Origin of the sequence: Bacillus sp. KICET-3 (assembly GCF_033261025.1) — a bacterium.
Classification (GTDB): Bacteria; Bacillota; Bacilli; order Bacillales; family Bacillaceae; genus Bacillus; species Bacillus sonorensis.
On sequence record NZ_CP137345.1, the window covers coordinates 2980363 to 3004889 of the forward strand.

Sequence of the window (24527 nt, forward strand, 5' to 3'; positions counted from 1 at the left end):
TCAGTTATGTACGGATAAGAAAATCGGGAAAAAAATAAAAAAAGCCCGCTTTTTAAGCGGACCTTTCATAATGGATTGACATTATTTTGCTTCGCTGTACAGGCGTGCAACTTCATCCCAATTAACAACATTCCAGAATGCTTTGATGTAATCAGGACGGCGGTTTTGGTAGTTCAGGTAATAAGCGTGCTCCCAAACATCAAGCCCCAAAATCGGCGTTTTGCCTTCTGAAAGAGGAGAATCTTGATTTGGCGTGCTTGTGATTTCCAGCTCTCCATTGTTGACAACGAGCCATGCCCAGCCAGAACCGAAGCGTCCTGCTGCAGCATTCGCGAATTGTTCTTTGAATTGATCAAAGCTGCCGAATTTCTTGTCGATCGCTTCAGCCAATTCTCCTGTAGGAGCGCCTCCTCCGTTTGGTGAAAGCAGCGTCCAGAAAAGTGAATGGTTGGCATGTCCGCCCCCATTGTTGCGGACCGCTGTGCGGATGTCTTCCGGAACAGCGTCAAGATTTGATACAAGCTCTTCAACAGATTTGCTTTCCAAATCTTGTTTGCCGGCCACCGCTTCGTTTAATTTTGTCACATATGTGTTGTGGTGCTTCGTATGGTGAATGTTCATCGTTTCTTTGTCGATGTGCGGTTCTAACGCATCGTAAGCATAAGGTAATTCTGGAAGTTTGTAAGCCATTATCAATTCCTCCTTAAAATATATGTACTGAAATGCCGCATTTAGCAAGCCTTTCCTCTTTCAATGTAACAAAAGAAAAGGCTTGTTTCAATGGAAATGCTCACAAATTGATCACAATTTGCATTTCAATGGGGCATACTAAACTTTAACCGTTCCCATTTCATTTTAAACATCATTCTCCAAATTTTTTAATAAAGAACCGTCCATAAAAAGTACCCGATCATCATAAGCTGGATCACGCTTTTCGCCAATACCCCGGAAATAAAGCCAATCAGCGAACCGACGCCAATTTTGGCAGCTGTCTTGATATCTTTTTTATGGACGATCATTTCCCCGGCCAGCGCCCCGATAAACGGCCCGAGGATAATGCCCGCCACCGGAATGACGAAGGGGCCGATTAAAAGTCCGACCGTACTGCCCCAAATGGCCGCCCTGCTCCCGCCGAAGCGCTTGACTCCAAGCAGGTTTGCAATGTAATCTGCGGCAAATAAGACAGCGGTAAATATCCCTTCTACAATCCAAAACATGTATGAATAATGTTCAAACGTAAATAAAAATCCGTACAGGAGAAACCCGGCCACAATAAAAACGACGCTCGGAATAATCGGAAAAACCAGGCCGGCAAAAGCAATTACAAACATTGCCGCGATAATGATCCAGTATAAAACGCCCAACCATATTCCCTCCATTTTTTGTGATGGTTTTATTATACCTTATTTTTCTGAAAGCACTCTTTTGGACGTAAGTTCCTTGTGTTCATTCTTTTCTGACGATACAATAATGCAGGTACATTATAGAAATGGAAGTGAAAACCGAATGAATATCGTTCAGCTATTTTTTAAAAGCACATATTCTCCTCCGGCAATTGCGAAAACGCGGTTTCAAGGAGTGGGAAAAACGATTTTATACGTATTTCTGCTCAGCATTCTCGCCGCTCTTCCGAACCTTTACCATATCTCGAGCGGTGTTGTGCAAACGATGAACAGCTTTCAGTCTGCGCTTAAAGAATTTCCCGCTTTTACGATTAAGGACGGTTCATTACATACAGATGCCAAAGAACCGATTGAATCCCAGTCATTCGGATTTGTAATTGTCCTTGATCCGACAGGCTCCTACGGAACAAAACAGATCCAAGACAAACGCAATTCAGTCGGCATCCTGAAAGACAAGCTTGTGATCGCAATGGACGGACAAGCCCAGGAGATGCCGTACAAGATGCTCCCCGAGTCCATGGCAAAACAGGATATTCTGTCTCTTGTTGAACAGAATAAAGCGGTGGTCGTTCCGGTACTATGCGTGCTCTTGTTTCTGTCGACGGCTGCGGGCAAGTTTATTAACGTCACGGTTCTTGCCGTTATCGGCCTTTTCATCAGAAACAGCCTGAAGAAAAAACTCTCATACAAACAGCTTTGGGTCATGTCGGCATATTCCATCACGCTGGCAACCGCATTCTTTGTGATTATGGACAGCCTGCAGGCCGTCGTCCCGAGCCAGCAGTTATTGTATTGGTTCGTTAATTTCATCATGCTGTTTTTGGCCGTCAAAGAAATACCGCCTGCGAAAAGCGCTGCCTGACAAGCTGAAAAATTGTTGTCATGCTGAACATGGGACAAGCATAAAATAGTAAAAAACCAATGAAATGGAGACAAGCCCAATGAAGCGAATCATCGTTCTCCTCTCTATTTTACTGACTTTGTTCATTGTTTATTATGACATAAAATCAGGTACGATTCCCCAGCAAGCAATGCCTGTTTCCGCCTCGACAGCAGATGCTGCCGCTGACGGCATTCAATACAGAACGGTTACCGTTAAACCCGGTGATACCGTGTTCTCCATCATCGGGCAGCAGCGCGTTTCTGCCGAGCGAATGGCCGAGGACTTCGAAGCGCTGAACCCGAATGTAAAGGCGGCAAGCATTCAAGCCGGGGCTACGTACAAGTTCCCGGTTTACCCGGATTAAGCGTTAATTTCTTGTCAGTTTCATGAACGGGCTGTTACAATAGGATTTGTAAACGACATGGTATAAAAAAGAGCATCGGCCTCTAGCATTATACTTAAGGAGCGAATCAAAGTGAGTGAAATCACACATCGTACAAAAACGCGCCCCGTCAAAGTGGGGCCTTTAACAATAGGCGGCAATAACGAAGTCGTCATTCAAAGCATGACAACGACAAAAACCCATGATGTCGAAGCAACCGTCGCCGAAATCAACCGGCTTGCTGAAGCCGGCTGTCAAATCGTCCGTGTCGCTTGTCCGGATGAACGGGCTGCAGACGCCATTCCTGAAATTAAAAAAAGAATATCCATTCCGCTTGTCGTGGATATTCATTTCAACTATAAACTGGCTCTAAAAGCGATCGAAGGCGGAGCAGATAAAATCCGCATCAATCCCGGAAACATCGGCCGCCGCGAAAAAGTCGAAGCCGTCGTGAACGCTGCAAAGGAAAAAGGGATTCCGATCCGCATCGGTGTCAACGCAGGTTCTTTAGAAAAACGGATTCTTGAGAAATACGGTTATCCGACCGCAGACGGCATGGTAGAAAGCGCGCTGCATCACATCAAAATTCTTGAGGATCTTGACTTTCACGATATCATCGTCAGCATGAAAGCCTCAGATGTGAACCTGGCCATTGAAGCATATGAAAAAGCGGCGAGAGCGTTCGACTATCCGCTTCACCTGGGTATCACAGAATCCGGAACATTGTTTGCCGGAACGGTAAAAAGCGCTGCAGGGCTTGGCGCGATCCTTTCAAAAGGCATCGGCAACACCCTCCGTATCTCATTAAGCGCAGATCCCGTCGAAGAGGTGAAAGTGGCAAGGGAATTGCTGAAATCATTTGGACTAGCTTCAAATGCCGCTACATTGATTTCCTGCCCGACCTGCGGACGGATCGAAATCGATCTGATCTCGATCGCAAATGAAGTCGAAGACTATATCGCAAAAATCAAGGCGCCGATTAAAGTGGCCGTTCTCGGATGTGCGGTAAACGGTCCCGGTGAAGCCCGGGAAGCGGATATCGGCATTGCCGGCGCACGCGGTGAAGGCCTTCTTTTCCGGAAGGGCGAAATCGTCCGCAAAGTTCCAGAGGAGACAATGGTGGAAGAACTGAAAAAAGAAATCGACAAACTGGCGGAAGAGCACTATGCTAAACAAGCCGCGGAAAAAGAAAAATTAAACACATGACCAGCAAAAAAGCTTGACGGGAAATCCGCCAAGCTTTTTCATTTAGAAAAACGGGGCTATAAATATGCCGAGTACCAATGAGACAGCACCGATACCCATCGCCCATGCTCCCAAGCCAGCTGCTCCTTGTCTTCTGGCTATATAACCGACTATAATCCCTGCGATTCCCAACAGGACAGGAAGCATAAACAAAGAAATAATCGACAGTGCTAACGCGATATATCCGGTGACCCGGCCGCCGGCAGCACCTGCATCATTTCCCCCGGCCTCACCATTGCGGTTCTCCGCGCGGTACGGTTTAGGAGCAACTTCTGCTGCCGTTTCTTCCAAAAAATCATCTCGATCCAAGCTTGCATCGACTATGTCATTATTATAACGATCATTGTTTTGATCATTGACATTTCGCTCTTTTTCCATTTGTTATCCCCCCTCTTAGAGTCCATAAAGGAGCATTTATAGTTTAAGCAATTTAGACTGATTCATGTTTGCTAAACTTTACTGTAATTGTTAAAAGTTTATGATAGACTGAAGGAATGGAGAATAAGGAGTGTGGACATGTTACATTTAGGAATCGATATTGATGGCACGGTTACAGCTCAAGACACATTTGTCCCCTATTTAAACGAAGCGTTCAGCCTCTCCATCACATTGGAAGATATAAAGGAATATGACTTGACAAAGCTCTTGAATATATCTGATGAGGCATTTTGGGAATGGATGAATGAAAACGAGCCGCGCATCTATAAAGAAGCATTGCTTGCGGAGTATGCAAAACAGACGCTTGATGAATTAAAAGATCACCACAGGCTGATCTATATCACGGCAAGAAGAGGACATTTAAAGGATATTACATTTGACTGGTTCCGCAAAAACGACGTTCATTACGACGATATTGAGCTTGTCGGCGGCCATGATAAACTGGAAGCGGTATTGAGACACGGAGTGGACGTTTTCTTTGAAGATCACCACGGAAATGCGACAATGATCGCTAAGGAAGCCAATATTCCCGTCCTTTTGTTCAATACCCCGTACAATCAGCTCCCGACCGACTCAAACATCATCAGAGTCAACAGCTGGCTTGAAGCGGCGGACTGGCTTAGAACCAATAAAAAAGCCCTTGAAACGGCGAAAGGGCTATAGAATTTGCATTGATAAAAAAACCGGCATATCACGTATGCCGGTTTTCCTTATGCTTCCGCGCTTTTTTCCTCACAGCCCGGACATGTGCCGTATATTTCAAATTTATGTCCGCTGATCTGATACCCGTCCAGGTCATCTGTAAGCTTTTCCATCGGACATAATTCAATCTCTTTCGTCTTTCCGCACGCCATGCAAATGAAATGGTGGTGGTGATGAACGGAAGAGCATTTAAAACGGAACAGCTTCTCCCCGGAAAGCTCGGTCGTTTCCAAAATCCCGAGCTCCTCAAATAAAGACAGATTTCTGTAAATCGTGTCAAAGCTCAAGCCCGGATAATCATCATGTAAAGCTGAAAGCACATTTTTCGCCGTTAAATATTTATCAGAATCACTAAAAAGCTGCAGCATATCCTCCCGTTTGCTTGTATATTTATAGCCTTTTTCTTTCAGTAAATCAAGCGCTTCCTGTACGTTCACGGCGAATCCCCCTTTTAATTTTGTTAAAGCTGATACACAATATCAGGATGAGAATGGATAGCAGCACAATCGTTCCCCCTGGTGCCAGATCCAAATGATAGGCCAGGATCAGCCCGATGATAACGGACAGTTCCCCAAACAAAACAGATAAGAAAATCGCCTGCTTAAATCCTTTGGCAATGCGCATGCTTGCCGCTACCGGGAGCGTCATTAAAGCGGACACGAGCAATGTGCCGACAATCCTCATAGAAGCGGCGATGACGAGCGCGACGATCAGAATAAAAATAAAATGAATCCATTTGGCCGAAATTCCTGATGCTTTTGCATGCTCTTCATCAAACGAAAGCAGAAACAGCTCTTTAAAAAGAGAAAAAATCACGATGAGAACGGCGGCCGAAATTCCGATGATCACCATAAGATCCTCACGGGACACAGCGCTGACGCTGCCGAATAAATAGCTGAACAAATCTGTATTAAATCCGTCCGCGAGCGAAATAAAAATAACGGAAACACCGATGCCGCCCGACATGATGATCGGAATCGCCAGCTCCTGATAATGCTTATAAACCGTTCTGAGCTTCTCGATGATTAAAGAACCGCTGACCGAAAACAGCATTCCGAAATAAATCGGGCTTATTCCGGCAAAGATTGCAAACTGCTTTCCTACATAAAGGCTTGCGGCAATTCCCGCCAAAGAAACGTGGCTCAAGGCATCTGCGATTAACGACAGCCGTCTGACGACAATAAAAACGCCGAGCAAAGGAGCGATAAGACCGATAAGTAATCCTGAAATAAATGCGTTTTGCAAAAACTCATAATGAAAAAAAGGTGTCAGCATTATTCATGTCCTCCATGATGATGATTGTGGCTGATGGCCTGGACATCATGCCCGTAAAATTGCGAAAGATCTTCATCTGTGACCGATTCAAATTCGGCTGTATTGCCATGAAAATGAAGATGCTTATTCATGCAGGCCACATGTGTGACTTTATCGGAAACCGTGCCTACATCATGGGTGACGAGAATCAATGTAATGCCCTTTTCCCGATTCAGTTTTTCCAGGAGCTGATAAAAGCCTTCAACCGTCTGCTGATCAACTCCGACCGTCGGTTCGTCGAGGATGAGCAGCTTTGGTTCGCTGACAAGCGCTCTTGCGATAAACGTTCTTTGTTGCTGGCCGCCTGAAAGCTCGCCGATGTTTTTGTTTTTAAGGGAACTGATTCCCACGGCCTCTATCGCTTCTTCCACCTTTTTCCGATCCTCTTTTGACATTCGTTTGAACAGGCCGAGCTTGGCGGTTAAACCGCTTGCCACCACCTCATACACGGAAGCCGGAAACCCGGTGTTGAAACTGTTTGCCTTTTGGGAAACAAAGCCGATCTGACTCCAGTCCTTAAACTTTTTAAGAGGGACGCCGAACAATTTCAGCTCGCCTTTTTGCGGCTTAATCAGTCCGAGTATGCATTTGAGCAAGGTTGTTTTTCCCGAGCCGTTCGGACCGACCAAACCGAGAAAAGTCCCTTCTTCAATCGTTAAGTTGATATCTTCTATCACATTTCGATGATCATATGAATATGATACATGCTTCATTTCGATAATGGGTTGTTTCAATACGTTCACCTTCAAATTCTCCAGAATCATTACGATTTATCACACAAAAAGAAAATGGCAGCCGAAGTGCAGCAAGCCATTTTCATTGTTTGACCAGTTCATCTTTAAATTATACATATAATCTTAAAAAAAGTAAATGAAAGCCTAATGAATCGCGTTTTTAAACTTTCCACCCCGTGTTTCATGCGTATCCATGATGGTAATGAACGCATTTTTATCAATTTCAAAAACGATTGACTTTAGCTTTGTCACTTCAAGTCGTGTCACAACGGCATAGATAACTTCTGTATCTTCAGCCGAATACCCGCCTTTGCCCTTGAGCTTTGTCGTTCCCCGGCCGAGACGGTGGAGAAGGGCATCGGAAATCTCTTCGTATTGGTCTGACACAATGATGACCGCTTTCGTTTCGTCAAGCCCCTGAATCACGGCATCGATCGTCTTCATCGCGATATAATATGTCATGACCGAAAACATCGCCTGCTCAAGGCCGAATATAAAGGCGGCCCACGCAAAAATAAAGATGTTGACGAACATCACAAATTCGCCTACTGAAAACGGAAGTTTTTTCGTAAACAAAATCCCAAGGATTTCCGTTCCATCCATAGAACCGCCATTACGAATAACAAGCCCTACGCCAAATCCGAGCAAAAGTCCCCCGAAAACGGCTGCCAAAATGGGCTGAGTCGTAACCCCTTCTACATGATGCAACATAGTTTCGATCACTGATAAACTGACAATCCCAATGATGGTGGAGATCAGAAACGTTTTTCCTATGTGTTTATAGCCGGAAATCATAAATGGAATGTTGAGGATGACGACGAAAAGCGCGAAGTTCAAATAAGGATTATCCTTGAATATGTGATCCATAATAAGTGAAATCCCGATGATGCCTCCGTCGATAATGTTATTTGGGACTAAAAATAATTCAATGCTGAGGGCTGCGCAGGCAGCACCGATGAGAATCATGATGATCCGAAACGACAGGCGGACCACCGACTCTTTTTTATGCTGTTTGTTTGTTGCCATGCTGTCTCTCCTTTTTTATCTGAACTGGCCAAATCTATCCCTTCTACTATCATAACATTTAACAGTGTGAAATAAAAAAAAGACACATTTTTCATTTTCCGCCATACATTATTTCAGAGGGGGGGAATGGACGTGATTTTATTTCAGAAAATCGTATTGCAGCGTTTAAATCAAGTGACTGCCGATGAGGTGCTTAAATACGCTGGACAATACGGGATACATGTGACAAGAAAGCAAGCGCTTGAGGTGGAAAAGCTTGTGAACGGAAAAAACATCAACATTTTTAATGAGGAAGAGAGGAACAAGCTGCTCAGACAAGTAGAGGCCGTTACATCAAAAGAAGCCGTCCTGCTGTTAAACCAGCTGTTTGAACAGTATGTATCAAGGGGCTAGAAAGCCCCTTATTTTATTGCTGTTTGATTTTTTCTAAAAGCCCGCCGTCAAATTCTTTGTTTCTGAGCATTTCAATTTCAAACCGGTACGGCGGTTTTTTATTCTTTTTATCTTCTCCTACATAAGGCGTTTCAAGGATTTTCGGTATATCTTGAAGCTGGTCGTGATGGACGATGTATTGAAGCGCCTCAAAACCGATTTCTCCAAAGCCGATGTTTTCGTGACGGTCCTTTCTCGCTCCTCTGACATTTTTGCTGTCGTTAATGTGGAGCACCTTTAATCGGTCGATTCCGATGATTTTATCAAATTCGTTTAATACACCGTCAAAATCAGAGACGACATCATAGCCTGCATCATGGGTATGGCATGTATCAAAGCAGACTGACAAATGTTCATTATGGGTGACGCCATCGATGATCTGGGCGAGCTCTTCAAATGACCTGCCGCATTCCGATCCTTTGCCGGCCATCGTTTCCAAAGCGATTTGGACATCCTGATCAGGATCAATGACTTCATTCAGCCCCTCAATGATTTTTTTGATGCCCGTTTCGGCACCTGCTCCGACGTGAGCCCCCGGATGGAGGACGATTTGCTTGGCCCCGATTGCAGCCGTCCTTTCAATCTCAGAACGGAGAAAATCAACGCCAAGCTCAAATGTGGCCGGATTTGTTGTATTGGCGATATTGATGATATATGGCGCATGGACGACAATATCTGAAATGCCATGCTCTTCCATGTGGGCCCGCCCGGCTTCAATATTCAAATCCTCGATCTTTTTTCTGCGCGTATTTTGCGGAGCGCCCGTATAAATCATAAATGTATTGGCCCCGTATGAGCTCGCTTCCATGCTTGCCGCAAGCAGCATATGCTTTCCGCTCATTGAGACGTGAGAACCGATCTTCAACAAAACTGTTTCCCCTACTTTCCTTTTTTAAATTGTTTCCGTTTTTGCTGTCTTTTGATTTTATTGATTTCTGTTTTCATTTTTTTCTTATAGCCCGGCTTGACTTTTTTCGGTTTTTTTACAAGCCGCTTGGCGATTTCATCCGTTTCATCAGGAGTCCTTTTGCGGTTTTGGCGGCGCTTGCGATCCTCAATCTTTTTCCACTCGCCCTTTTCAAGCCTCATATTTTCAAATACAATCCCCATTTGCTCAAGCTTTACGAGTGCATCCTCATCAGAGGTATCATAAAACGTCATCGCGGTTCCGGACGTACCGGCGCGTGCGGTCCGGCCGACACGGTGCACGTAAAAATCGAGATCTTCCGGCAGCTCATAGTTGATAACATGGCTGACGCCTTTTATATCGATGCCTCTTGCCGCTAAATCAGTGGCGATGATATATGTGAATTCAAGGTCGCCGATTTGCTTCATGACTTTTTTGCGCTCCCTTGGCGTAAGCCCGCCGTGAAGAAGCCCGACTTTCATCCCCTTGTCCGCAAGGAAAGCGGCGATCTCGTCAGCCGTAGTTTTTGTATTGGCGAAGACGATCGCCAAATACGGATTTAAGTGGGTCATGACCTCAAATAAGAGCTGGTGTTTGTCTCTGTGCCTTGACGGAATCAGCACATGCTCGATTTTTTCCGCCGTAATATGCCGCGGTTCAACGTGGGCATATTTCGGATTAGCCATATATTTTTTCAAAAACGGCTTCAGCTTTTCCGGGATCGTCGCGGAAAACACGAGCATCTGCAGGTTATCAGGCATATTGGAGCCGATAAAATCGACATCCTCCAAAAACCCCATATCCAGCATTAAATCGGCTTCATCAATCACAAGCGAATCGGCTTTATGAACGTCCAGCGCCTGTTCCCTGATTAAATCGGCGATTCTCCCGGGCGTACCGACCGCGAGATGGGGCTGTGTTTTTAATTTATCAATTGACTTTTGTTTATCCGTACCGCCGATAAAGCATTTTGAACGAATCGCTTCATCCGGTCCTAAATATTTGGTGATTTTCAGGACTTCCTGATGAATCTGATTGGCCAGCTCTCTTGTCGGCGCCGTAATCACGGCTTGTACAAATTTCTTTTCAGGATCGATCCGGCTCAAGATGGGGAGAAGATACGCATGGGTCTTCCCCGTCCCCGTCTGAGACTGCCCGATGGCGCTCTCTCCTTTCAGCACGGAAGGGATCAGCCTCTTTTGAATATCTGTAGGCTCGTAAAATCCCAATTGGTGAACGGCCTCTATAATAAACGGCTTTAAATCATACATGTCGAATTTTGTTTGCTTCATTTTTCCAACTCCTTCTTGGAAAGCGCCTCTGTTAAAAGCGTTCCAAGCTTTATCCTATATGGCTGAATTGTGCGCTTATGTATCCTTTTTTATGCCGCTTGAGGCTAAAAAAAGGCTGGTATCATGTCCATCATTAAATTATAACTGATTGCGCTGAAAAAAACCATCATCTCCGGCCGCAATCGGGCTTCGGGGCAAAAGCACTTTATACACGATCTGCATACCTTATCAAGAGAAGGATTTGAAAGGAGGTACTAGTATGTTTCCACAGCAGCCGATGAGAAGGCCCCCTGGCCTGCAAAGACCGAGCAGAATGATAGCCCCGAGAAATCCGGGTATGGGAATGGCGCCGCCTTCCGGCCAGCAGCAGGGATTTCAGCAGTTTTTCAATCCGATGGGCGCACCACAGCAGGCCGCAGCTCGGGGAGGGGGAATACAAGGATTCCTTTCCAAATTTCTTCCCGGAGGATCAGCCGCATCAGGAGGAACCGGAACAGGTCTCGGCGGAGCGGGGACCGGACTCGGCGGAATTCAAAACTTCGCAAATCCCGCTTCTATATCAAGCATGCTCGGCAATGTGCAAAAGGCCCTCGGAGTGGCCCAGCAAGTGACTCCGATGATTCAGCAATACGGCCCTCTCGTACGCAATCTCCCTGGAATGGTGAAAATGTTAAGACAGCTGAACACTGATGACAGTGAAACAAGTGAAAGCGAAGAACAGAAAGACGATGAGCGGAAAGACGAAGCGGAAAAAAGCGGAAAAACCGGTGAAGAGCCGGAAGAAAAGGATTCTTCAAAACCTGAAAAATCACAAGCGGAAAAGAGTCCGCAACAATCAAGCCGGTCTGTGCCCTCTCCTAAAAAAAGAGCAGGCGGAGGAGACTCAAAACCTAAATTGTATATATAACATTCTTTGATATCTCCTTAAGGATCGGATATAATGAGGTCACAAGAGACTTCAGGAATATAAGCCGTTTTTTACGGCTTTTTATCATGTCCGGCTCTTACTTCTTTTTAGGAGGACTAAAGAATGAATGTTATTAAAATCTCGCCGCGCGGCTACTGCTACGGTGTCGTCGATGCCATGGTCATCGCCAAAAACGCGGCTCTTGATAAAAGTCTGCCAAGACCTATATATATTTTAGGAATGATTGTTCATAATAAACATGTTACAGACGCATTTGAAAAAGAAGGCATTTATACGCTTGACGGCCCGAACCGGCTCGAGATTTTAAAAAAGGTTGACAAAGGAACCGTTATTTTCACCGCCCACGGCGTATCGCCCGAAGTCCGCAAAGCTGCTGAGGAAAAAGGACTGGTCGCTATTGACGCCACCTGCCCTGACGTGACGAAAACCCACGATTTAATCAAAAAAATGAAGGCGGAAGGCTACCATGTCATTTATATCGGCAAAAAAGGCCATCCGGAACCGGAAGGCGCCGTCGGCGTTGCCCCCGATATCGTTCACCTTGTCGAAACTGAAGAGGATGTGGAGCGTCTGACCGTTGATTCAGACAAACTGATCGTCACAAATCAAACGACAATGTCACAATGGGATGTCCACGACATTATGGAAAAGGTGAAAGAAAAGTATCCCCATGTCGAATTCCACCAGGAAATCTGCCTGGCAACCCAGGTTCGGCAGGAGGCGGTCTCAGAACAGGCGAAAAAGGCCGACTTGACGATCGTCGTCGGCGATCCGAAAAGCAACAACTCCAACCGTCTTGCACAAGTATCTGAAGAAATCGCCGGGACGAAAGCATACCGGATCGGAGACTTAAGCGAATTAAAGCTTGAATGGCTTAAAGGCGTTGAAACGGTCGCCGTGACAGCGGGAGCGTCAACCCCGACGCCGATAACGAAAGAAGTCATCCGCTTTTTAGAGCAGTTTGATCATGATGATCCATCCACATGGAAGACCAGTCATGAAGTTCCGCTGCAAAAAATATTGCCTAAAGTAAAATCAAAAACCTGAGGCTGTGTGACCCGCCTCAGGTTTTTGATTTATAAAAAAGCAAATGGATTTGTATTGGTTTCCGAAGGGAAAATGCTGACATCATATTTTTTCTCTGTACACATCTCCGTCAGCTTTTTAGTGACGCCCTGTTTCATGATTTGTTCGGCGTAATGTCCGGGATCTACGACATTGAGCCCGATCGCCAGCGCATCGTGGGCGGTATGGAAATAAAGATCCCCTGTCACGTACACATCTGCGCCCATTCTTTTCGCATCATAAATATACTTGTTCCCATCACCGCCGAGTACGGCTACTTTTTTGACTTTGGCATCGGGATTTCCGACCATCCGCGCTCCGTTCGCCTGAAGCTTTTCTTTCACATGCCGCGCAAAATCGGCGAGCGTCATTTCTTCTTTCAGCTTACCGATCCGTCCAAGCCCTTTTTGAAGCGGGCTTTGTTCAACCGGATAAATATCAAAAGCGACTTCTTCGTATGGATGGGCCTTTTTCATCGCCGCTAAAACCGTCTTTTCAATGCCTGACGGATATACCGTCTCAATTCTGACTTCCTGAACCCGCTCAAGCTCGCCCGCCTGGCCGATAAACGGATTGGCATCCTCAAGCGGCCGGAAGCTGCCGATTCCCTCCGACGAAAAGGCACAATGGCTGTATGCCCCGATATGGCCTGCTCCGGCATCTCCCAAAGCCTTCCGGACCTTTTCTTCATACTCTTTCGGAACGTAGACCGCTAGCTTTTTCAAAGATTCTGCATACGTCGGGACCAGAACCTTTGTTTCCTCGAGCCCCAATGCATCGGCTAGCATATCGTTCACACCGCCGTCGGCGACATCAAGATTCGTATGGGCCGCATAAACGGCAATATCGTGTTTGATGCATTTTTCAATCAGTCTCCCGCCCGGCTGATCTGTCACGATATTCTTCAGCGGCCGAAAAACCGGAGGGTGATGGGCGATGATTAAATCAACGTTTTTCGCAATCGCTTCATCTACGGTTTCTTCAAGCACGTCAAGGGTCACCATGACGTTTTTGATTTTTTTATTAAGCGTCCCGATTTGGAGGCCGATTTTGTCTCCTTCAACGGCCAAAGCCTTCGGGGAGAACTGTTCAAACAGTCGGATGATTTCTTGACCGTTCACCAATTTACCCACGTTCTAAAACCTCCTTTAAAATCTCAATCCTCTCTGAGAGCTCATTCAATTTTTGCTGATTTTCAATACTTGGGGCAGCAACTTTAATTTGTTGATAGATTTTTTTCAGATGTTCAAGCTCCTGGGACCATTTTTTCACAAAAACATCCGTTTTTTCTTTAGCTAAAAATGGTCCGACAAGTACGCCTGCTCTAAAAGAAATGTCTTTGTAGGCCGCGTCCTTGTCGCCGGTTTCAGCCACAAGAACCTCATAGCATTTCCCGTCTTCTTCAAGGATGTCTTCTTTTATAAGCGCATAGCCTTCCTTGTACAGCCACTCTCTTATATGGCGGGCGTGAATATTCGGCTGCAAAATCAAGCGCTCCTTGCCCGTCAGTTTTCCCTTTCCCGACTCTAGAATGTGAGCAATGAGCGATCCCCCCATTCCGGCGATCGTAATCGCATTCACTTCGCCTTTTTGAATGACTTCAAGCCCGTCCCCTTTCCTTACCGAGATGAGCGAACTTAAATTTAATTTCTCAACCTGCTGTTTCGCAGAAAGAAAAGGTCCATCCGTAATTTCACCGGCGATTGCGGCGCTTGCCAGGTCATTCAGCACACAATAGCAGGGAAGATAGGCATGATCAGACCCTATATCCGCCATCACTGCCCCTTTTGGTATGTGTTCGGCTACAGTCTGCAGCCTTTTTGATAACTTCATTTCATTCACAATCATCACAACTTTTCTGATTCATTTTTCCTTTACTATCATATAAAAAAACGGGTTGGTTTCCAAGCCGAAAAAAACTTGCGAATTTACTCGGCAAGTTTTTTATTTTCCTGATAGTATTTTCTTAAAGCGTGTGTCTCAAGATCTGCCAACCGAACCGGGATCGGCAGTCTGCTTTCTTGATTGATCAAGTTCATCGCAATTTGATAGCTGCTTTCTAAATCAATGAAGTTTCCGCTTGATAAAAATACGGGTTTCACGCCCTGTCTCGTCCGTAATGCACGTCCGTAAACTTCACCGTCAATCACGATGTCTGTATAAGCGCCGACTTCATCGTCAGGCATCTCAAAGTCAGTTTGTTTGATTCTCAAGTAAGTCTTTGCAATACCGATTGTTGGTTTATTGAGAAAAAACGATGCGTGTGTCGCAACCCCCATATGGTGATAATGCAGATAACCGTTCCCGTCGAATAAAAAAACATCCGGGTCAACCGTTAATTTTTTTGCCGCTTCTATGATAAGAGGAAGCTCCCTGAACGCAAGAAACCCCGGTACATACGGCACATTGATTTTCCCCACGCTATGAACTTTTTCAATGATATTTTTGCTGTTTACATCAAGTACTACCATACTGCAGACGCCAACTGATTCGCCATCCTCCTCCCAATAGGCTAAATCGACCCCTGCGCAGTTCTGCAAAGAATTGTTACTAATCGTTTTTGTTAACTGGATTTGGCTTTTAAGCTCCATTTGCAAAGCTAAAAAAGCATCTTCATGATGCAAATTAAAATCGTGGATATGATTAATCTTCATTTTTTTAACCGAACTCCCTCACTCAATCCAATTTTCTGAAGCATCCCCCTATCATTAATGCCTTTCCCTAAACCCTTTGTATCTGCTTTCAGACAAACCAGCTTAAAAATCCATTATTCTACATTTGAAGAGGTTTCGCGTATAGCTGTTTATTGTATGTATGTTTATGAAATACCTAATAATCCAGGTGAAACTTTTTCGATTCTGGCCCACTCAAAAATACATTCAATCTGCATGTGATTGTTGCATGTAATCTTTAATGATCCATCTTCCCCGACTTCATTTATTTCAAATTGATTGATTATATGATCCGTACCGAAATCTTTTATGCTTAAATTTCGCACACCTATAAAGGACATTTCTATATAAATGACATCCCACTTATCCCAACGCTCCGGTTTATTCTCAACAGACTCTTTTGTCATCAATCTAACAAATAAACAAGGACCTTCTCTCCTTAATTCCACATTCATTAATTCCGAATCGATAAATTCAGGCATACCGCCAAATATGTTGACAATAGCTTGAGGATTCATAAATTTTACTTGGCTGATCATATGTCTAAGCTCCTTACCTTACTTCTATACGATGTCAGTTTTCACGTCTGGCAGTGTAAGAAGGATTGTTCACTCAATATAACAAGACCGTGACGCCAAAACCCATTAATAAACCATTTTATTCTTGATTGATTCGGGTAGCGGCCCCCTGCATTTGATGAATCCAACTTTGCCGCATCTCTTGTTCAATCGGACCATGATTATTTTTCAAATAGCGCAACATAAAAAATCCGTCAGGCGCCAATATACTTAATACAAGCTCATGTTGCAAACGAGAATCTTCTAAAAATTTAGTTTCGATAATTGAATAATTCTCCTTTTTCTCTACTATCTCACCGAATTCCAAGTTATTTTGATGTAAATAGGTTTCTGTGTGTTCAGCAATCGAGGAAGCCGCCATTTCTTTAAAATAATCAATTGTAAATTTCTCGGTCGTCACATACAAAAATCGCTCTTTCTCAGGATAATAGCCAAGAAATTCACTGTCGCTGTATAAAAGATACGTCGCAGGTTGGAAACCATCCAGCTGAAACTGATGAATAAAACGTTTCATACGTTCAAAGAACTGTGCGCCGGCGGGTACGACCGCTTGCTCTTGCGGCAGGATCTCTCCTTCTGTATTTAAAAATAATTCACTGTACTTTGAATATCTTGTGATCCAAATAGAATTGCCGTCTGCTTCGATTTGGACGTAATAACTGGTGATATTATTTGGATTGTCGCCATTTTCATCGTTTTGGTTTAAACATGTATACAAATGTTTTCGTGTGTATGTAAACGTAGCATCTTTCTCAGATAAATGTAAAATATCTATATTCATGATGTCTGATTGGATATCGTAAATTTGAAAAGTCATCATGAGCCCAGCATGATTTAAAAACGATATATGCCGATTGTCCGGATGGAATATGCTGGTCAATTTCTCGATATCCTTGTTTATATATGCCTTTTCCAGCTGCTGAACAAGCTCTCGTACTTTTTGTTCTGTGACTCTTGCTTTCTTTTTGAAAAAAAACATTCCATCTCCACCTATAAAAATTTTTACGTGACACGTTTTGGTTCGCCTTTCCATCATCAGTTTGTCAGGCAAAGGACGATCTGTAAAGTCTTTTTGAATTGTTCTGCGCTCCGGCCGGCCTTTTTCTGTTTTTTCGCCTCAGTCGATAAACAGGAATCCGACCATTGCCTTCTTTGTTTTTATTCTGGAAACTTCAGCTCAGTTATTCAAAATGTTGTACAGCTGCTTTTTGAAGAATGGCTTCTATTTGTGACACTAACTCTTCGGGTCTTCTCATTTCTACATCTTCTAGCGGGTTTTCCCAGTCTTGATTTTTGATTAATAGGATATAAAAGGTTCCTGAGGGCTCGATATCTACATACCAGCCAACGTCTAAAAGCAATTGATTCTCTTTATGCTCTAACAGCAATAAAGACGATGTAAAGTGAAACCATTCATCACTGTCTTCCTCTAACTGATCAGGGTCTATATTGATTAACTTATTATAAGCGACTTTCCATCCTTCCGGAATTCTAAGACGCAAAAAGTCATGAGGACCTTCAAAGCTGTAAATTCTGCTGTCAAATGTTCCTATTTTCCAGACGATCCATTCCAATTCTTTTACCAGCTGATCCCGCTCTTTGACTTCGATCGTGTCGATCAGTTTTTGGGAGTCATGAATGTCGTAGACATGGATAAAATAATCATCATGCCCTTTCATAATTTCTACCGCAGAATGATGTCTTGCATTTATTAATTTTATTAATTGAGTATTTAGGGCGCTTTTTTCTCGCGAGGCTTCTGTTAAATTATTGTATTGAACGAACCAGCCGCTTGATAAATTCAAAGGCTCTAATAATGTAATGGAATCCGGCAAATTCTTCACTCCTGATTTTAAATATTCTTCTCCCGATATCATTTTATCAGATGATCTGCTCTCACCCAGGTTGTTTTGTCATCCCCTTTCAGATCAGCATAGCGAGGCATAGCCAAGACCCGGCATATCCAGTACTCGAACACAGCCGCCCGACGGCAGTTTCGCTAAACCCGTTTTTGCGGCGGTTTTCCGTCATTTCCAGGACGCCCAAGGACTTTTCCTTCAGTCGCTCGCTCTTTCATCATCATATTTGGTAAACATACCATGCTTGTCCATATCTCCTGAAGGTTTTTCGAAAAACTTTCAGGTGACATAAACCGGGGACGCGCTTTTCCCGGGCTGACTCCGCGAATAGTTCCCAAGAACCCCGCAAATCAAAAAGGATTCGCAAGAAAGCCGCAGACTTTCAATTTGCGAATCCTCTATATTTCCAAATCAAAAAATGATATCATTGGTCATCAAAAACCGACTTAAAACGGCTATTTCAGCTCGGAAACCCATTTCGCCATATCGTCAAGCTTTTCGGCTGGAACAAGCCCGGCGGGCATACCGTTTCCGCCTTTTTCAATTTTTTCTTTGATTTGTCCCTTGTCAAGGTGGTCGCCGACCCCTTTTAATTTCGGACCTGATACTCCTTCATAGTTTTCACCGTGGCAGGTCACGCAGTTCGCCTTGTAAATTTCTTCCGGCGATGCGTCCGCTTTGTTTTCTTGAGCGGTTTTATTCCCTTCTCCGGCAATTTCCTTTGCATCGTATAAACCCTTTATCGATAAAATAAAAACCAGACCTATACCCATAATAGCGATCAACAAAAATGGAATTAATGGATTGCGATTCATTTTACATCCCCCTTTTTCATTTACCCCAGCCCCTTATGTAAACAATTCTAATTCTACTTTAATTTTACAAAAAGTAAACCGGTTATGAAACAAAAGCTGATGAAGTTCACATTTTAGACAAATGATGGCTGGAAATGTCGATCATTCCGAGTGATTGATTCCAGGCAAACCAAATTTTGAATGCGGTTTCAACAACCATTATAAAGGGCTTTTCCCGTGATCTCAAGGTTATAATGTCTCAAAATCAACTTTTGCCTATTTGCAAAATCAAAAGAAATTAAGTAAAATATAATCGGGTTTACCAATAATAGCGCTTTCATAAACGGGTGAAAAAAGAACGGATCCCGCGGACCCGTTCACATTATTCGAGAAAATCTTTCAGACGTTTGCTTCTGCTTGGATGTCTCAATTTACGAAGTGCTTTAGCTTCTATTTGACGAATTCGTTCTCTTGTTACCCCAAACACCTTACCAACTTCTTCCAACGTTCTTGTCCGCCCGTCATCGAGGCCGAAACGAAGGCGCAATACATTTTCTTCGCGGTCTGTCAGTGTATCTAATACATCTTCAAGCTGTTCTTTCAGAAGTTCATATGCCGCGTGATCTGACGGAGAAGTCGCTTCCTGGTCTTCGATGAAATCTCCAAGATGTGAATCATCCTCTTCTCCTATCGGGGTTTCAAGTGAAACCGGTTCTTGGGCAATCTTTAGAATTTCACGGACTTTTTCCGGCGTCAAATCCATATCTTCTGCAATTTCTTCAGGAGTTGGCTCCCGGCCGAGATCCTGAAGGAGCTGTCTTTGGACGCGGATCAGCTTATTGATCGTTTCCACCATATGCACAGGAATCCGGATCGTTCTTGCCTGGTCGGCTATTGCTCTTGTAATCGCCTGTCTGATCCACCATGTTGCATACGTACTGAATTTGTATCCTTTACGGTAGTCAAACTTTTCAACCGCCTTCATCAGACCCATGTTTCCTTCCTGGATCAGGTCTAGGAAAAGCATGCCGCGGCCGACGTACCGCTTTGCGATGCTGACGACAAGACGCAAGTTTGCTTCAGCCAAGCGCCGCTTGGATTCTTCATCGCCTTCTTCGATCTTTTTGGCGTATTCAATTTCCTCTTTTGCAGACAGGAGATTCACCCGTCCGATCTCTTTCAAGTACATCCGGACAGGGTCGTTTATCTTAACGCCCGGGGGCACGCTTAAATCATTCAGGTCAAATTCTTCTTCAGCCTTAGCAAGCTGTTGAATATTAGGATCCTCATTTTCTTCGTTTTCACTAATTAATTCAACGCCCTGCTCTCCTAAAAATTCATAATACTCATCCATTTGGTCTGATTCGATATCGAAACTGGACATGCGCTCTGCGATTTCTTCATATGTGAGCACTCCACGTTTTTTTCCGGCCTCAGTTAATTGGTCCCTTACCTGTTCAAACGTGAATTCAGTTTCGGTCTCGTGTGCTTGTTTATCAGCCATTCATGGATCCCTCCTTCCAAAACTTACAGACGAATTCTAAAAGCGTCCCGCTTTATTTGTTCCTATTTCACGCTTTAAGCCTTATATCTATCTAGAGCTTAACGTAAAGCAAATCATAAATTGACAATATGTGATTAGGACAAGCATTTGCTCCTCCGTAAGGATTCATTGCCAAAAGCCCTTCCTATTATATAACGGTTTATTTTAGCGAACGGTTCAACTTAATAATTTCTTGAGCCAAAGTCGCCGCTTTAATAAAGTCCTTTTGTCTTTCGGCTTCCGCCCTTGCAGCCTCTTTTTCTTTTATCATTGACCAATTTCGATAATTCAACACTTTTTTTACATAATCAGATAATTCGGCTTCACTAAGCTCCTGATTGACTTGAAGCATCAAAATATCTGTGAGGAGCTGGCTCAGCTCCTGATCGTCAATTCGTTTAAAAAGCTGCTGGATGGAAATGTCGGCCCCTTCCTCGTACATGGCATATAGATATGCCGCGATCGCCCTGTGCTGATCAAGGTTAAATTCAAAGCCGACCCGATCCAAAACTTTTCGGATGACATCGCGGTCGTGAATCATGTGAGCGATCAGCATTCGTTCTGCGTTTTCATGAGCCGGGCGAAGCCCCGTTTTCTTCCGCGGAGGCCGCGAAATGGAAGCGCGCCTCTCTTTCGATTCCTGCCGTCCGCTTTCCCTTGTGCGGCTGGCAGCCTGTTTTTCAAAAACGGAAAGCTGTTCCTTCAGGGAATCGAGAGAGAGCGAAAATTCATTTGCCAGCTGTTTGATGTATATCTCCTGTTCGAGAGGCCCGCTGAGCAGGCTGACTTCTTTTAATACATCATTGATGTATGCTAAGCGGTCACCTTCATCAGACAGGTTTTTCCCCTTGCGGAAATATTGCATTTTAAATGTCATTAAGGTTACGCTGGACCCTATTACATCGTGTTTAAACTTTTCGCTGCCGAATGTTTTGATGTAGTCATCGGGATCCAGTCCGTCGGGGATCATTGCAACCTTCACATTGCAGCCCCTTTTCTGAAGCACGTCAGCCGCTTTCAGTGTCGCTTCGTACCCGGCTTGATCCGAATCATAGCAAAGGATGACTTCCCCGACATTGCGTCTGATGATTTTGGCATGCTCCTCGGTAAGGGCCGTTCCCATTGTCGCGATGGCCTCTTTCACCCCCGACCGGACGGCCGAAATGACGTCTGCGAAGCCTTCAAAGAGGACAGCCCTTTCTTCTTTTCGGATATGAAGCCGCGCCTGGTGAAAATGATAAAGCAGCTTGCTTTTCCGAAAAAGCGGGGTTTCAGGACTGTTCATATATTTCGGATGCTCGCCGGTAAACGTCCTTCCCGAAAAAGCGACCGTTGTTCCGTGATGATCATGAATCGGAAACATAATCCGGCTCCGAAAGCGGTCAAAATAGCCGCCTCCGTTTTCCCGCCTGATAATCAGTCCGGCTTTTTCCATCAAATCGAGGTCAAAGCCTCTGCGTTCCAAAAACTTTGTTATAAAATCCCATGAATCAAGAGCGCAGCCGATTTCAAACTGCTCGATTTCTTCCATCCTGAAGCCTCTCTCGAGCAAATAGTCGAGCGCTTCTTGGCCTTCCTTTGTATTGACCAGCAAATGATGGTAAAATTTCTTTAACAGCTCGTGAGCTTCCGCCATCTTCTGTTCATCTGAATTGCCCGCACTGTATGAAGAAACAGCTGTTACATGATCCGGCAGATCGATGTGATATTTATCCGCCAGATGAGAAACTGCTTCACTAAAAGAATAACCTTCCATTTGTCTTAAAAATGAAAAGACATTTCCTCCCGCTCCGCATCCAAAGCAGTGGAAAATCTGTTTTTCTCCAGAAACGGAAAAAGATGGTGTGTTCTCGCCGTGAAATGGACAGAGCCCAAAATAATTACGCCCCTGTTTTCTTAACTGGACGTACTCTCCAATCACTTCAACGATATCAGCTGAGTTTTGCACTTGTTCCACGATTTCATCTGGTATACGATTGCCCATGTTCCAACACTCCGTCGTACATAATTCGCTGCTTAGTACGTAAATCCTTCAATTTTCGACAAGATTTTTTGCAGCTCTTTGACAAATCGCTCCCTGTCTTCTTTGACAAGCTTTTTTGGGCCTTTTGTGTAGTGTCCGCTTCTTCTCAGTTTTTGAGAGATGTGACGGCGGCAAAGAGCGAGGTCGATGGACTTCTCTTCGAAAAGAAAACCTCTCTCCGACATCACAAAGACCTTTTTGCCAAGCAGCAGTGAAGCAAGCCCGATATCCTGCGTAATGACCAAATCACCGGCGCGGACATGATTGGCAATATACAGATCCGCAGCTTCTTTATGTGGATCAACATACGCCCAATTCTCTTCCGCTTTCCTTGTCACTTGATAATGCTCGAATGAAGCTACGAACACAACATTCACTTCGTATTCCGCGGCGACCTTCAGCACTTCGTCTTTTACTGGGCATGCGTCTGCATCGACAAAAATCGTCCTTTCTTTTTCAAGAAAACTAATTCTCCATCCCTCCATCAAACTCCTGCTATAAATACGGGCAAAATCACACAGGTTTCAAAATAATCGATTTATAAGAATTTGTCGAAAACTTTTTTCTTGAAATTCTTGACACGATACCCATAATAGTTTATTCGTTCTGTACTAAGCTTAAACCTAAAATTAATCATTTTATCACAATTTTTTATTATAATACAAATGAGTGAAAGATGCTATCTTTTTCACTTTTCCCAAAACCGTCAAAGCAAAAACCCAGGATGGGGTGTCCTGAGTTTTTTGTTAGACCCTTTTTGTCATCATGTTATGGATAATGTTGGCTGTTTCTTCTACCGCTTTATTGGATACATCGACGACATCGCAGCCGATTCGGTTCACTATTTTTTCAAAGTATTCCAGTTCTTCTTTGATGCGGTTGATATTGGCATAGATCGCTTTATCATTGAGGCCGAGGGATTTCAAGCGCTCTTTCCGGATATGGTTCAGCTTATCGGGACTGATTTTCAAACCGATGCATTTGGCCGGATCAACAGTAAAGAGCTCTTCCGGAGGGTCGACTTCCGGAACAATCGGCACGTTTGCCACTTTCAGACGCTTGTGAGCCAAATATTGTGATAAAGGGGTTTTAGACGTTCTGGACACGCCGATCAAGACGATATCCGCTTTTAAGATGCCCCGCGGATCCCTGCCATCGTCGTATTTTACGGCGAATTCAATCGCCTCGACTTTTTTGAAGTAATCTTCATCAAGCTGCCGGACCCGGCCCGGTTCATATTTGGCGCTGAACCCGTACACCGTCTCCATTTTCTCGATCAGCGGACCGATGATATCGTAGTATACCACGTTCGCTTTTTCAGCTTCTGCGATTAAAAATTCACGAATTTCCGGGACAACGAGCGTAAAACAGATGATGCCGCCATCGGCTTCCGCCAGTGAAATGACTTCTTTAATTGTTCCGCGGTCCTCCACATAAGGGATCCGCCTGATATTTGTATGCTCTGATGAGCCGTTGAATTGACTGACAGCCGCCTTGACAACCAGCTCAGCTGTCTCGCCGACAGAGTCGGATACAACATAAATCGTCCGATTATTCATGATATCCCCCCATTGTTTTCACTCTACATGATTTCATTTTCAGATAAGCCGACAAGGATTTTTGTCATGTTTGTCTTCGTGATTCTTCCCGCTACTTCAAAGCCCTTTTCTGTATCCTTTACAACGGGCAACGCGTCAATCTGTTTTTCGATGAGCGTTTTGGCAACGTCCAAAATGAAATCATCGCGCCTGCATATCGTAATGTTAGGCATTCTTGTCATAATGATATGGACGGGTATAGAAGGGAGCTCCTGTTTGCCGATGCTTGCTCTGAGCAAATCTTTCCGTGAAAGTACACCGACTAAGATGGCATTATCATCAACGACAAAAAGCGTTCCTACGTCCTCTAAGAACATCGTGCAGATCGCATCATAAACGGAAACGTTTTCGTGAATCACCACCGGAATCGACTGGAAGTCCTTCACCTGCAGCTTTTTCAGCTTGTCGGCCAAAAGCTGCGTTCCTGTCTTTCCTGTATAAAAATAACCGACTCTCGGCCTCGCTTCCAAAAAGCCCGACATCGTTAAAATGGCTAAGTCCGGCCGAAGCGTAGCCCTTGTTAAATTCAGTTTTTCGGCTATATGCTCTCCGGTTATCGGTCCGTTCTCTTTGACAATCTGCAAAATATGCTCCTGACGTTTATTTAGTTCGATCGTACTCACCACCTTTAAGCTGAAGCTCACGATTCGTTCAATATGTATAAAAAGTCGATAACATATTATAACGCAATTGAAGGCTAAAATAACAG

At 44.3% G+C, this 24527-nt stretch carries 28 protein-coding genes; 7 read left to right on the top strand and 21 right to left on the bottom strand.

The features are described 5' to 3' along the window. Positions 1–81: 81 nt before the first annotated feature. Together sodA and R5H20_RS15165 are read right to left on the bottom strand one after the other, a co-directional pair. Positions 82–690: a superoxide dismutase SodA gene (sodA, locus tag R5H20_RS15160; protein WP_006637569.1), complete on the bottom strand. Its 609-nt coding sequence runs from the start codon at positions 688–690 to the stop codon at positions 82–84. 188 nt (positions 691–878) lie between these two features. Beyond that, positions 879–1364, bottom strand: coding sequence for a DUF456 domain-containing protein (locus tag R5H20_RS15165; RefSeq protein WP_006637570.1), 486 nt, complete (start codon positions 1362–1364; stop codon positions 879–881). A gap of 142 nt (positions 1365–1506) precedes the next feature. Between R5H20_RS15165 and R5H20_RS15170 the strand changes: the two genes are divergently transcribed. The 3 genes from R5H20_RS15170 to ispG all read left to right on the top strand — a co-directional run bounded on the left by R5H20_RS15170 (position 1507) and on the right by ispG (position 3874). Beyond that, the gene (locus R5H20_RS15170; RefSeq protein WP_006637571.1) at positions 1507–2265 is read left to right on the top strand and encodes a DUF1189 domain-containing protein; all 759 of its coding nucleotides are present in this window, start codon (positions 1507–1509) and stop codon (positions 2263–2265) included. Positions 2266–2344: 79 nt separating this feature from the next. Next, positions 2345–2650, top strand: a complete 306-nt coding sequence (locus R5H20_RS15175; protein WP_006637572.1) for a LysM peptidoglycan-binding domain-containing protein — start codon at positions 2345–2347, stop codon at positions 2648–2650. A gap of 105 nt (positions 2651–2755) precedes the next feature. Next, positions 2756–3874 (top strand): flavodoxin-dependent (E)-4-hydroxy-3-methylbut-2-enyl-diphosphate synthase, encoded by a 1119-nt coding sequence (ispG, locus tag R5H20_RS15180; protein WP_087962503.1) that lies wholly within the window; start codon positions 2756–2758, stop codon positions 3872–3874. A gap of 42 nt (positions 3875–3916) precedes the next feature. On the opposite strand, the gene R5H20_RS15185 is transcribed toward ispG, so the two are convergent. After that, the gene (locus R5H20_RS15185; protein WP_006637574.1) at positions 3917–4291 is read right to left on the bottom strand and encodes an MFS transporter; all 375 of its coding nucleotides are present in this window, start codon (positions 4289–4291) and stop codon (positions 3917–3919) included. 138 nt (positions 4292–4429) lie between these two features. Between R5H20_RS15185 and R5H20_RS15190 the strand changes: the two genes are divergently transcribed. Next, a complete protein-coding gene (locus tag R5H20_RS15190) occupies positions 4430–5014 on the top strand; it encodes a 5' nucleotidase, NT5C type (RefSeq protein ID WP_006637575.1) in 585 nt (194 codons plus the stop codon). Positions 5015–5061: 47 nt separating this feature from the next. On the opposite strand, the gene R5H20_RS15195 is transcribed toward R5H20_RS15190, so the two are convergent. The 4 genes from R5H20_RS15195 to R5H20_RS15210 all read right to left on the bottom strand — a co-directional run bounded on the left by R5H20_RS15195 (position 5062) and on the right by R5H20_RS15210 (position 8127). Beyond that, positions 5062–5490 (bottom strand): zinc uptake transcriptional repressor Zur, encoded by a 429-nt coding sequence (locus R5H20_RS15195; RefSeq protein WP_006637576.1) that lies wholly within the window; start codon positions 5488–5490, stop codon positions 5062–5064. Further along, on the bottom strand, positions 5468–6328 hold the full coding sequence (locus R5H20_RS15200; protein ID WP_006637577.1) for a metal ABC transporter permease: 861 nt from the start codon (positions 6326–6328) through the stop codon (positions 5468–5470). Before R5H20_RS15200 ends, R5H20_RS15195 begins: the two co-directional genes overlap by 23 nt. Continuing rightward, on the bottom strand, positions 6328–7101 hold the full coding sequence (locus tag R5H20_RS15205) for a metal ABC transporter ATP-binding protein (protein ID WP_029419366.1): 774 nt from the start codon (positions 7099–7101) through the stop codon (positions 6328–6330). Before R5H20_RS15205 ends, R5H20_RS15200 begins: the two co-directional genes overlap by 1 nt. A 144-nt stretch (positions 7102–7245) precedes the next feature. Next, positions 7246–8127, bottom strand: coding sequence for a YitT family protein (locus R5H20_RS15210; RefSeq protein WP_006637579.1), 882 nt, complete (start codon positions 8125–8127; stop codon positions 7246–7248). Positions 8128–8259: 132 nt separating this feature from the next. On the opposite strand from R5H20_RS15210, the gene R5H20_RS15215 reads away from it, so the two are divergent. Then, the gene (locus tag R5H20_RS15215) at positions 8260–8520 is read left to right on the top strand and encodes a DUF2624 domain-containing protein (RefSeq protein WP_006637580.1); all 261 of its coding nucleotides are present in this window, start codon (positions 8260–8262) and stop codon (positions 8518–8520) included. Between the two features lie 13 nt (positions 8521–8533). On the opposite strand, the gene R5H20_RS15220 is transcribed toward R5H20_RS15215, so the two are convergent. After that, positions 8534–9427 carry a deoxyribonuclease IV gene (locus R5H20_RS15220; protein ID WP_006637581.1) on the bottom strand — a complete coding sequence of 298 codons (894 nt, stop codon included), beginning with the start codon at positions 9425–9427 and terminating at the stop codon, positions 8534–8536. 11 nt (positions 9428–9438) lie between these two features. Beyond that, a complete protein-coding gene (locus R5H20_RS15225; protein WP_006637582.1) occupies positions 9439–10758 on the bottom strand; it encodes a DEAD/DEAH box helicase in 1320 nt (439 codons plus the stop codon). Between the two features lie 259 nt (positions 10759–11017). Here R5H20_RS15225 and vrrA point away from each other — a divergent pair, with 259 nt between their 5' ends. Together vrrA and R5H20_RS15235 are read left to right on the top strand one after the other, a co-directional pair. Continuing rightward, entirely contained in the window at positions 11018–11665 is a 648-nt protein-coding gene (gene vrrA, locus R5H20_RS15230; protein WP_006637583.1) for a VrrA/YqfQ family protein, read from the top strand. A gap of 123 nt (positions 11666–11788) precedes the next feature. Further along, positions 11789–12733, top strand: coding sequence for a 4-hydroxy-3-methylbut-2-enyl diphosphate reductase (locus R5H20_RS15235; protein ID WP_006637584.1), 945 nt, complete (start codon positions 11789–11791; stop codon positions 12731–12733). A gap of 29 nt (positions 12734–12762) precedes the next feature. Here the strand turns inward: R5H20_RS15235 and R5H20_RS15240 are convergent, their stop codons facing one another. The 12 genes from R5H20_RS15240 to R5H20_RS15295 all read right to left on the bottom strand — a co-directional run bounded on the left by R5H20_RS15240 (position 12763) and on the right by R5H20_RS15295 (position 24441). Then, complete coding sequence (locus R5H20_RS15240) at positions 12763–13884, bottom strand: Nif3-like dinuclear metal center hexameric protein (RefSeq protein WP_006637585.1); 1122 nt, start codon at positions 13882–13884, stop codon at positions 12763–12765. Further along, a complete protein-coding gene (locus R5H20_RS15245) occupies positions 13877–14527 on the bottom strand; it encodes a tRNA (adenine(22)-N(1))-methyltransferase (protein WP_236835382.1) in 651 nt (216 codons plus the stop codon). Before R5H20_RS15245 ends, R5H20_RS15240 begins: the two co-directional genes overlap by 8 nt. 152 nt (positions 14528–14679) lie before the next feature. Next, entirely contained in the window at positions 14680–15405 is a 726-nt protein-coding gene (locus R5H20_RS15250; RefSeq protein WP_006637587.1) for an endonuclease V, read from the bottom strand. Positions 15406–15569: 164 nt separating this feature from the next. Then, complete coding sequence (locus tag R5H20_RS15255; RefSeq protein WP_006637588.1) at positions 15570–15962, bottom strand: immunity 50 family protein; 393 nt, start codon at positions 15960–15962, stop codon at positions 15570–15572. Between the two features lie 118 nt (positions 15963–16080). Next, a complete protein-coding gene (locus tag R5H20_RS15260) occupies positions 16081–16980 on the bottom strand; it encodes a hypothetical protein (protein ID WP_006637589.1) in 900 nt (299 codons plus the stop codon). A 202-nt stretch (positions 16981–17182) separates the two neighbouring features. Continuing rightward, the gene (locus R5H20_RS15265) at positions 17183–17845 is read right to left on the bottom strand and encodes a hypothetical protein (protein WP_236835534.1); all 663 of its coding nucleotides are present in this window, start codon (positions 17843–17845) and stop codon (positions 17183–17185) included. 470 nt (positions 17846–18315) lie between these two features. Then, complete coding sequence (cccA, locus tag R5H20_RS15270) at positions 18316–18675, bottom strand: cytochrome c550 (RefSeq protein WP_006637591.1); 360 nt, start codon at positions 18673–18675, stop codon at positions 18316–18318. Positions 18676–19036: 361 nt separating this feature from the next. Further along, positions 19037–20158, bottom strand: a complete 1122-nt coding sequence (gene rpoD, locus R5H20_RS15275; protein ID WP_006637592.1) for an RNA polymerase sigma factor RpoD — start codon at positions 20156–20158, stop codon at positions 19037–19039. Between the two features lie 199 nt (positions 20159–20357). Beyond that, a complete protein-coding gene (gene dnaG, locus R5H20_RS15280) occupies positions 20358–22181 on the bottom strand; it encodes a DNA primase (RefSeq protein ID WP_006637593.1) in 1824 nt (607 codons plus the stop codon). A 32-nt stretch (positions 22182–22213) separates the two neighbouring features. After that, complete coding sequence (locus tag R5H20_RS15285) at positions 22214–22705, bottom strand: YaiI/YqxD family protein (RefSeq protein ID WP_006637594.1); 492 nt, start codon at positions 22703–22705, stop codon at positions 22214–22216. A gap of 261 nt (positions 22706–22966) precedes the next feature. After that, on the bottom strand, positions 22967–23779 hold the full coding sequence (locus tag R5H20_RS15290; protein ID WP_006637595.1) for a pyruvate, water dikinase regulatory protein: 813 nt from the start codon (positions 23777–23779) through the stop codon (positions 22967–22969). Between the two features lie 23 nt (positions 23780–23802). Next, positions 23803–24441: a transcriptional regulator CcpN gene (locus R5H20_RS15295; RefSeq protein WP_006637596.1), complete on the bottom strand. Its 639-nt coding sequence runs from the start codon at positions 24439–24441 to the stop codon at positions 23803–23805. Positions 24442–24527: the final 86 nt, after the last annotated feature.

Coding starts and splice junctions, on each gene's coding strand:
- sodA (WP_006637569.1), bottom strand. CDS start 690: ATGGCTTACAAACTTCCAGAATTACCTTATGCTTACGATGCGTTAGAA.
- R5H20_RS15170 (WP_006637571.1), top strand. CDS start 1,507: ATGAATATCGTTCAGCTATTTTTTAAAAGCACATATTCTCCTCCGGCA.
- R5H20_RS15175 (WP_006637572.1), top strand. CDS start 2,345: ATGAAGCGAATCATCGTTCTCCTCTCTATTTTACTGACTTTGTTCATT.
- R5H20_RS15185 (WP_006637574.1), bottom strand. CDS start 4,291: ATGGAAAAAGAGCGAAATGTCAATGATCAAAACAATGATCGTTATAAT.
- R5H20_RS15190 (WP_006637575.1), top strand. CDS start 4,430: ATGTTACATTTAGGAATCGATATTGATGGCACGGTTACAGCTCAAGAC.
- R5H20_RS15200 (WP_006637577.1), bottom strand. CDS start 6,328: ATGCTGACACCTTTTTTTCATTATGAGTTTTTGCAAAACGCATTTATT.
- R5H20_RS15210 (WP_006637579.1), bottom strand. CDS start 8,127: ATGGCAACAAACAAACAGCATAAAAAAGAGTCGGTGGTCCGCCTGTCG.
- R5H20_RS15225 (WP_006637582.1), bottom strand. CDS start 10,758: ATGAAGCAAACAAAATTCGACATGTATGATTTAAAGCCGTTTATTATA.
- vrrA (WP_006637583.1), top strand. CDS start 11,018: ATGTTTCCACAGCAGCCGATGAGAAGGCCCCCTGGCCTGCAAAGACCG.
- R5H20_RS15235 (WP_006637584.1), top strand. CDS start 11,789: ATGAATGTTATTAAAATCTCGCCGCGCGGCTACTGCTACGGTGTCGTC.
- R5H20_RS15245 (WP_236835382.1), bottom strand. CDS start 14,527: ATGGCGGATATAGGGTCTGATCATGCCTATCTTCCCTGCTATTGTGTG.
- R5H20_RS15250 (WP_006637587.1), bottom strand. CDS start 15,405: ATGAAGATTAATCATATCCACGATTTTAATTTGCATCATGAAGATGCT.
- R5H20_RS15255 (WP_006637588.1), bottom strand. CDS start 15,962: ATGATCAGCCAAGTAAAATTTATGAATCCTCAAGCTATTGTCAACATA.
- R5H20_RS15260 (WP_006637589.1), bottom strand. CDS start 16,980: ATGTTTTTTTTCAAAAAGAAAGCAAGAGTCACAGAACAAAAAGTACGA.
- cccA (WP_006637591.1), bottom strand. CDS start 18,675: ATGAATCGCAATCCATTAATTCCATTTTTGTTGATCGCTATTATGGGT.
- rpoD (WP_006637592.1), bottom strand. CDS start 20,158: ATGGCTGATAAACAAGCACACGAGACCGAAACTGAATTCACGTTTGAA.
- dnaG (WP_006637593.1), bottom strand. CDS start 22,181: ATGGGCAATCGTATACCAGATGAAATCGTGGAACAAGTGCAAAACTCA.
- R5H20_RS15285 (WP_006637594.1), bottom strand. CDS start 22,705: ATGGAGGGATGGAGAATTAGTTTTCTTGAAAAAGAAAGGACGATTTTT.
- R5H20_RS15290 (WP_006637595.1), bottom strand. CDS start 23,779: ATGAATAATCGGACGATTTATGTTGTATCCGACTCTGTCGGCGAGACA.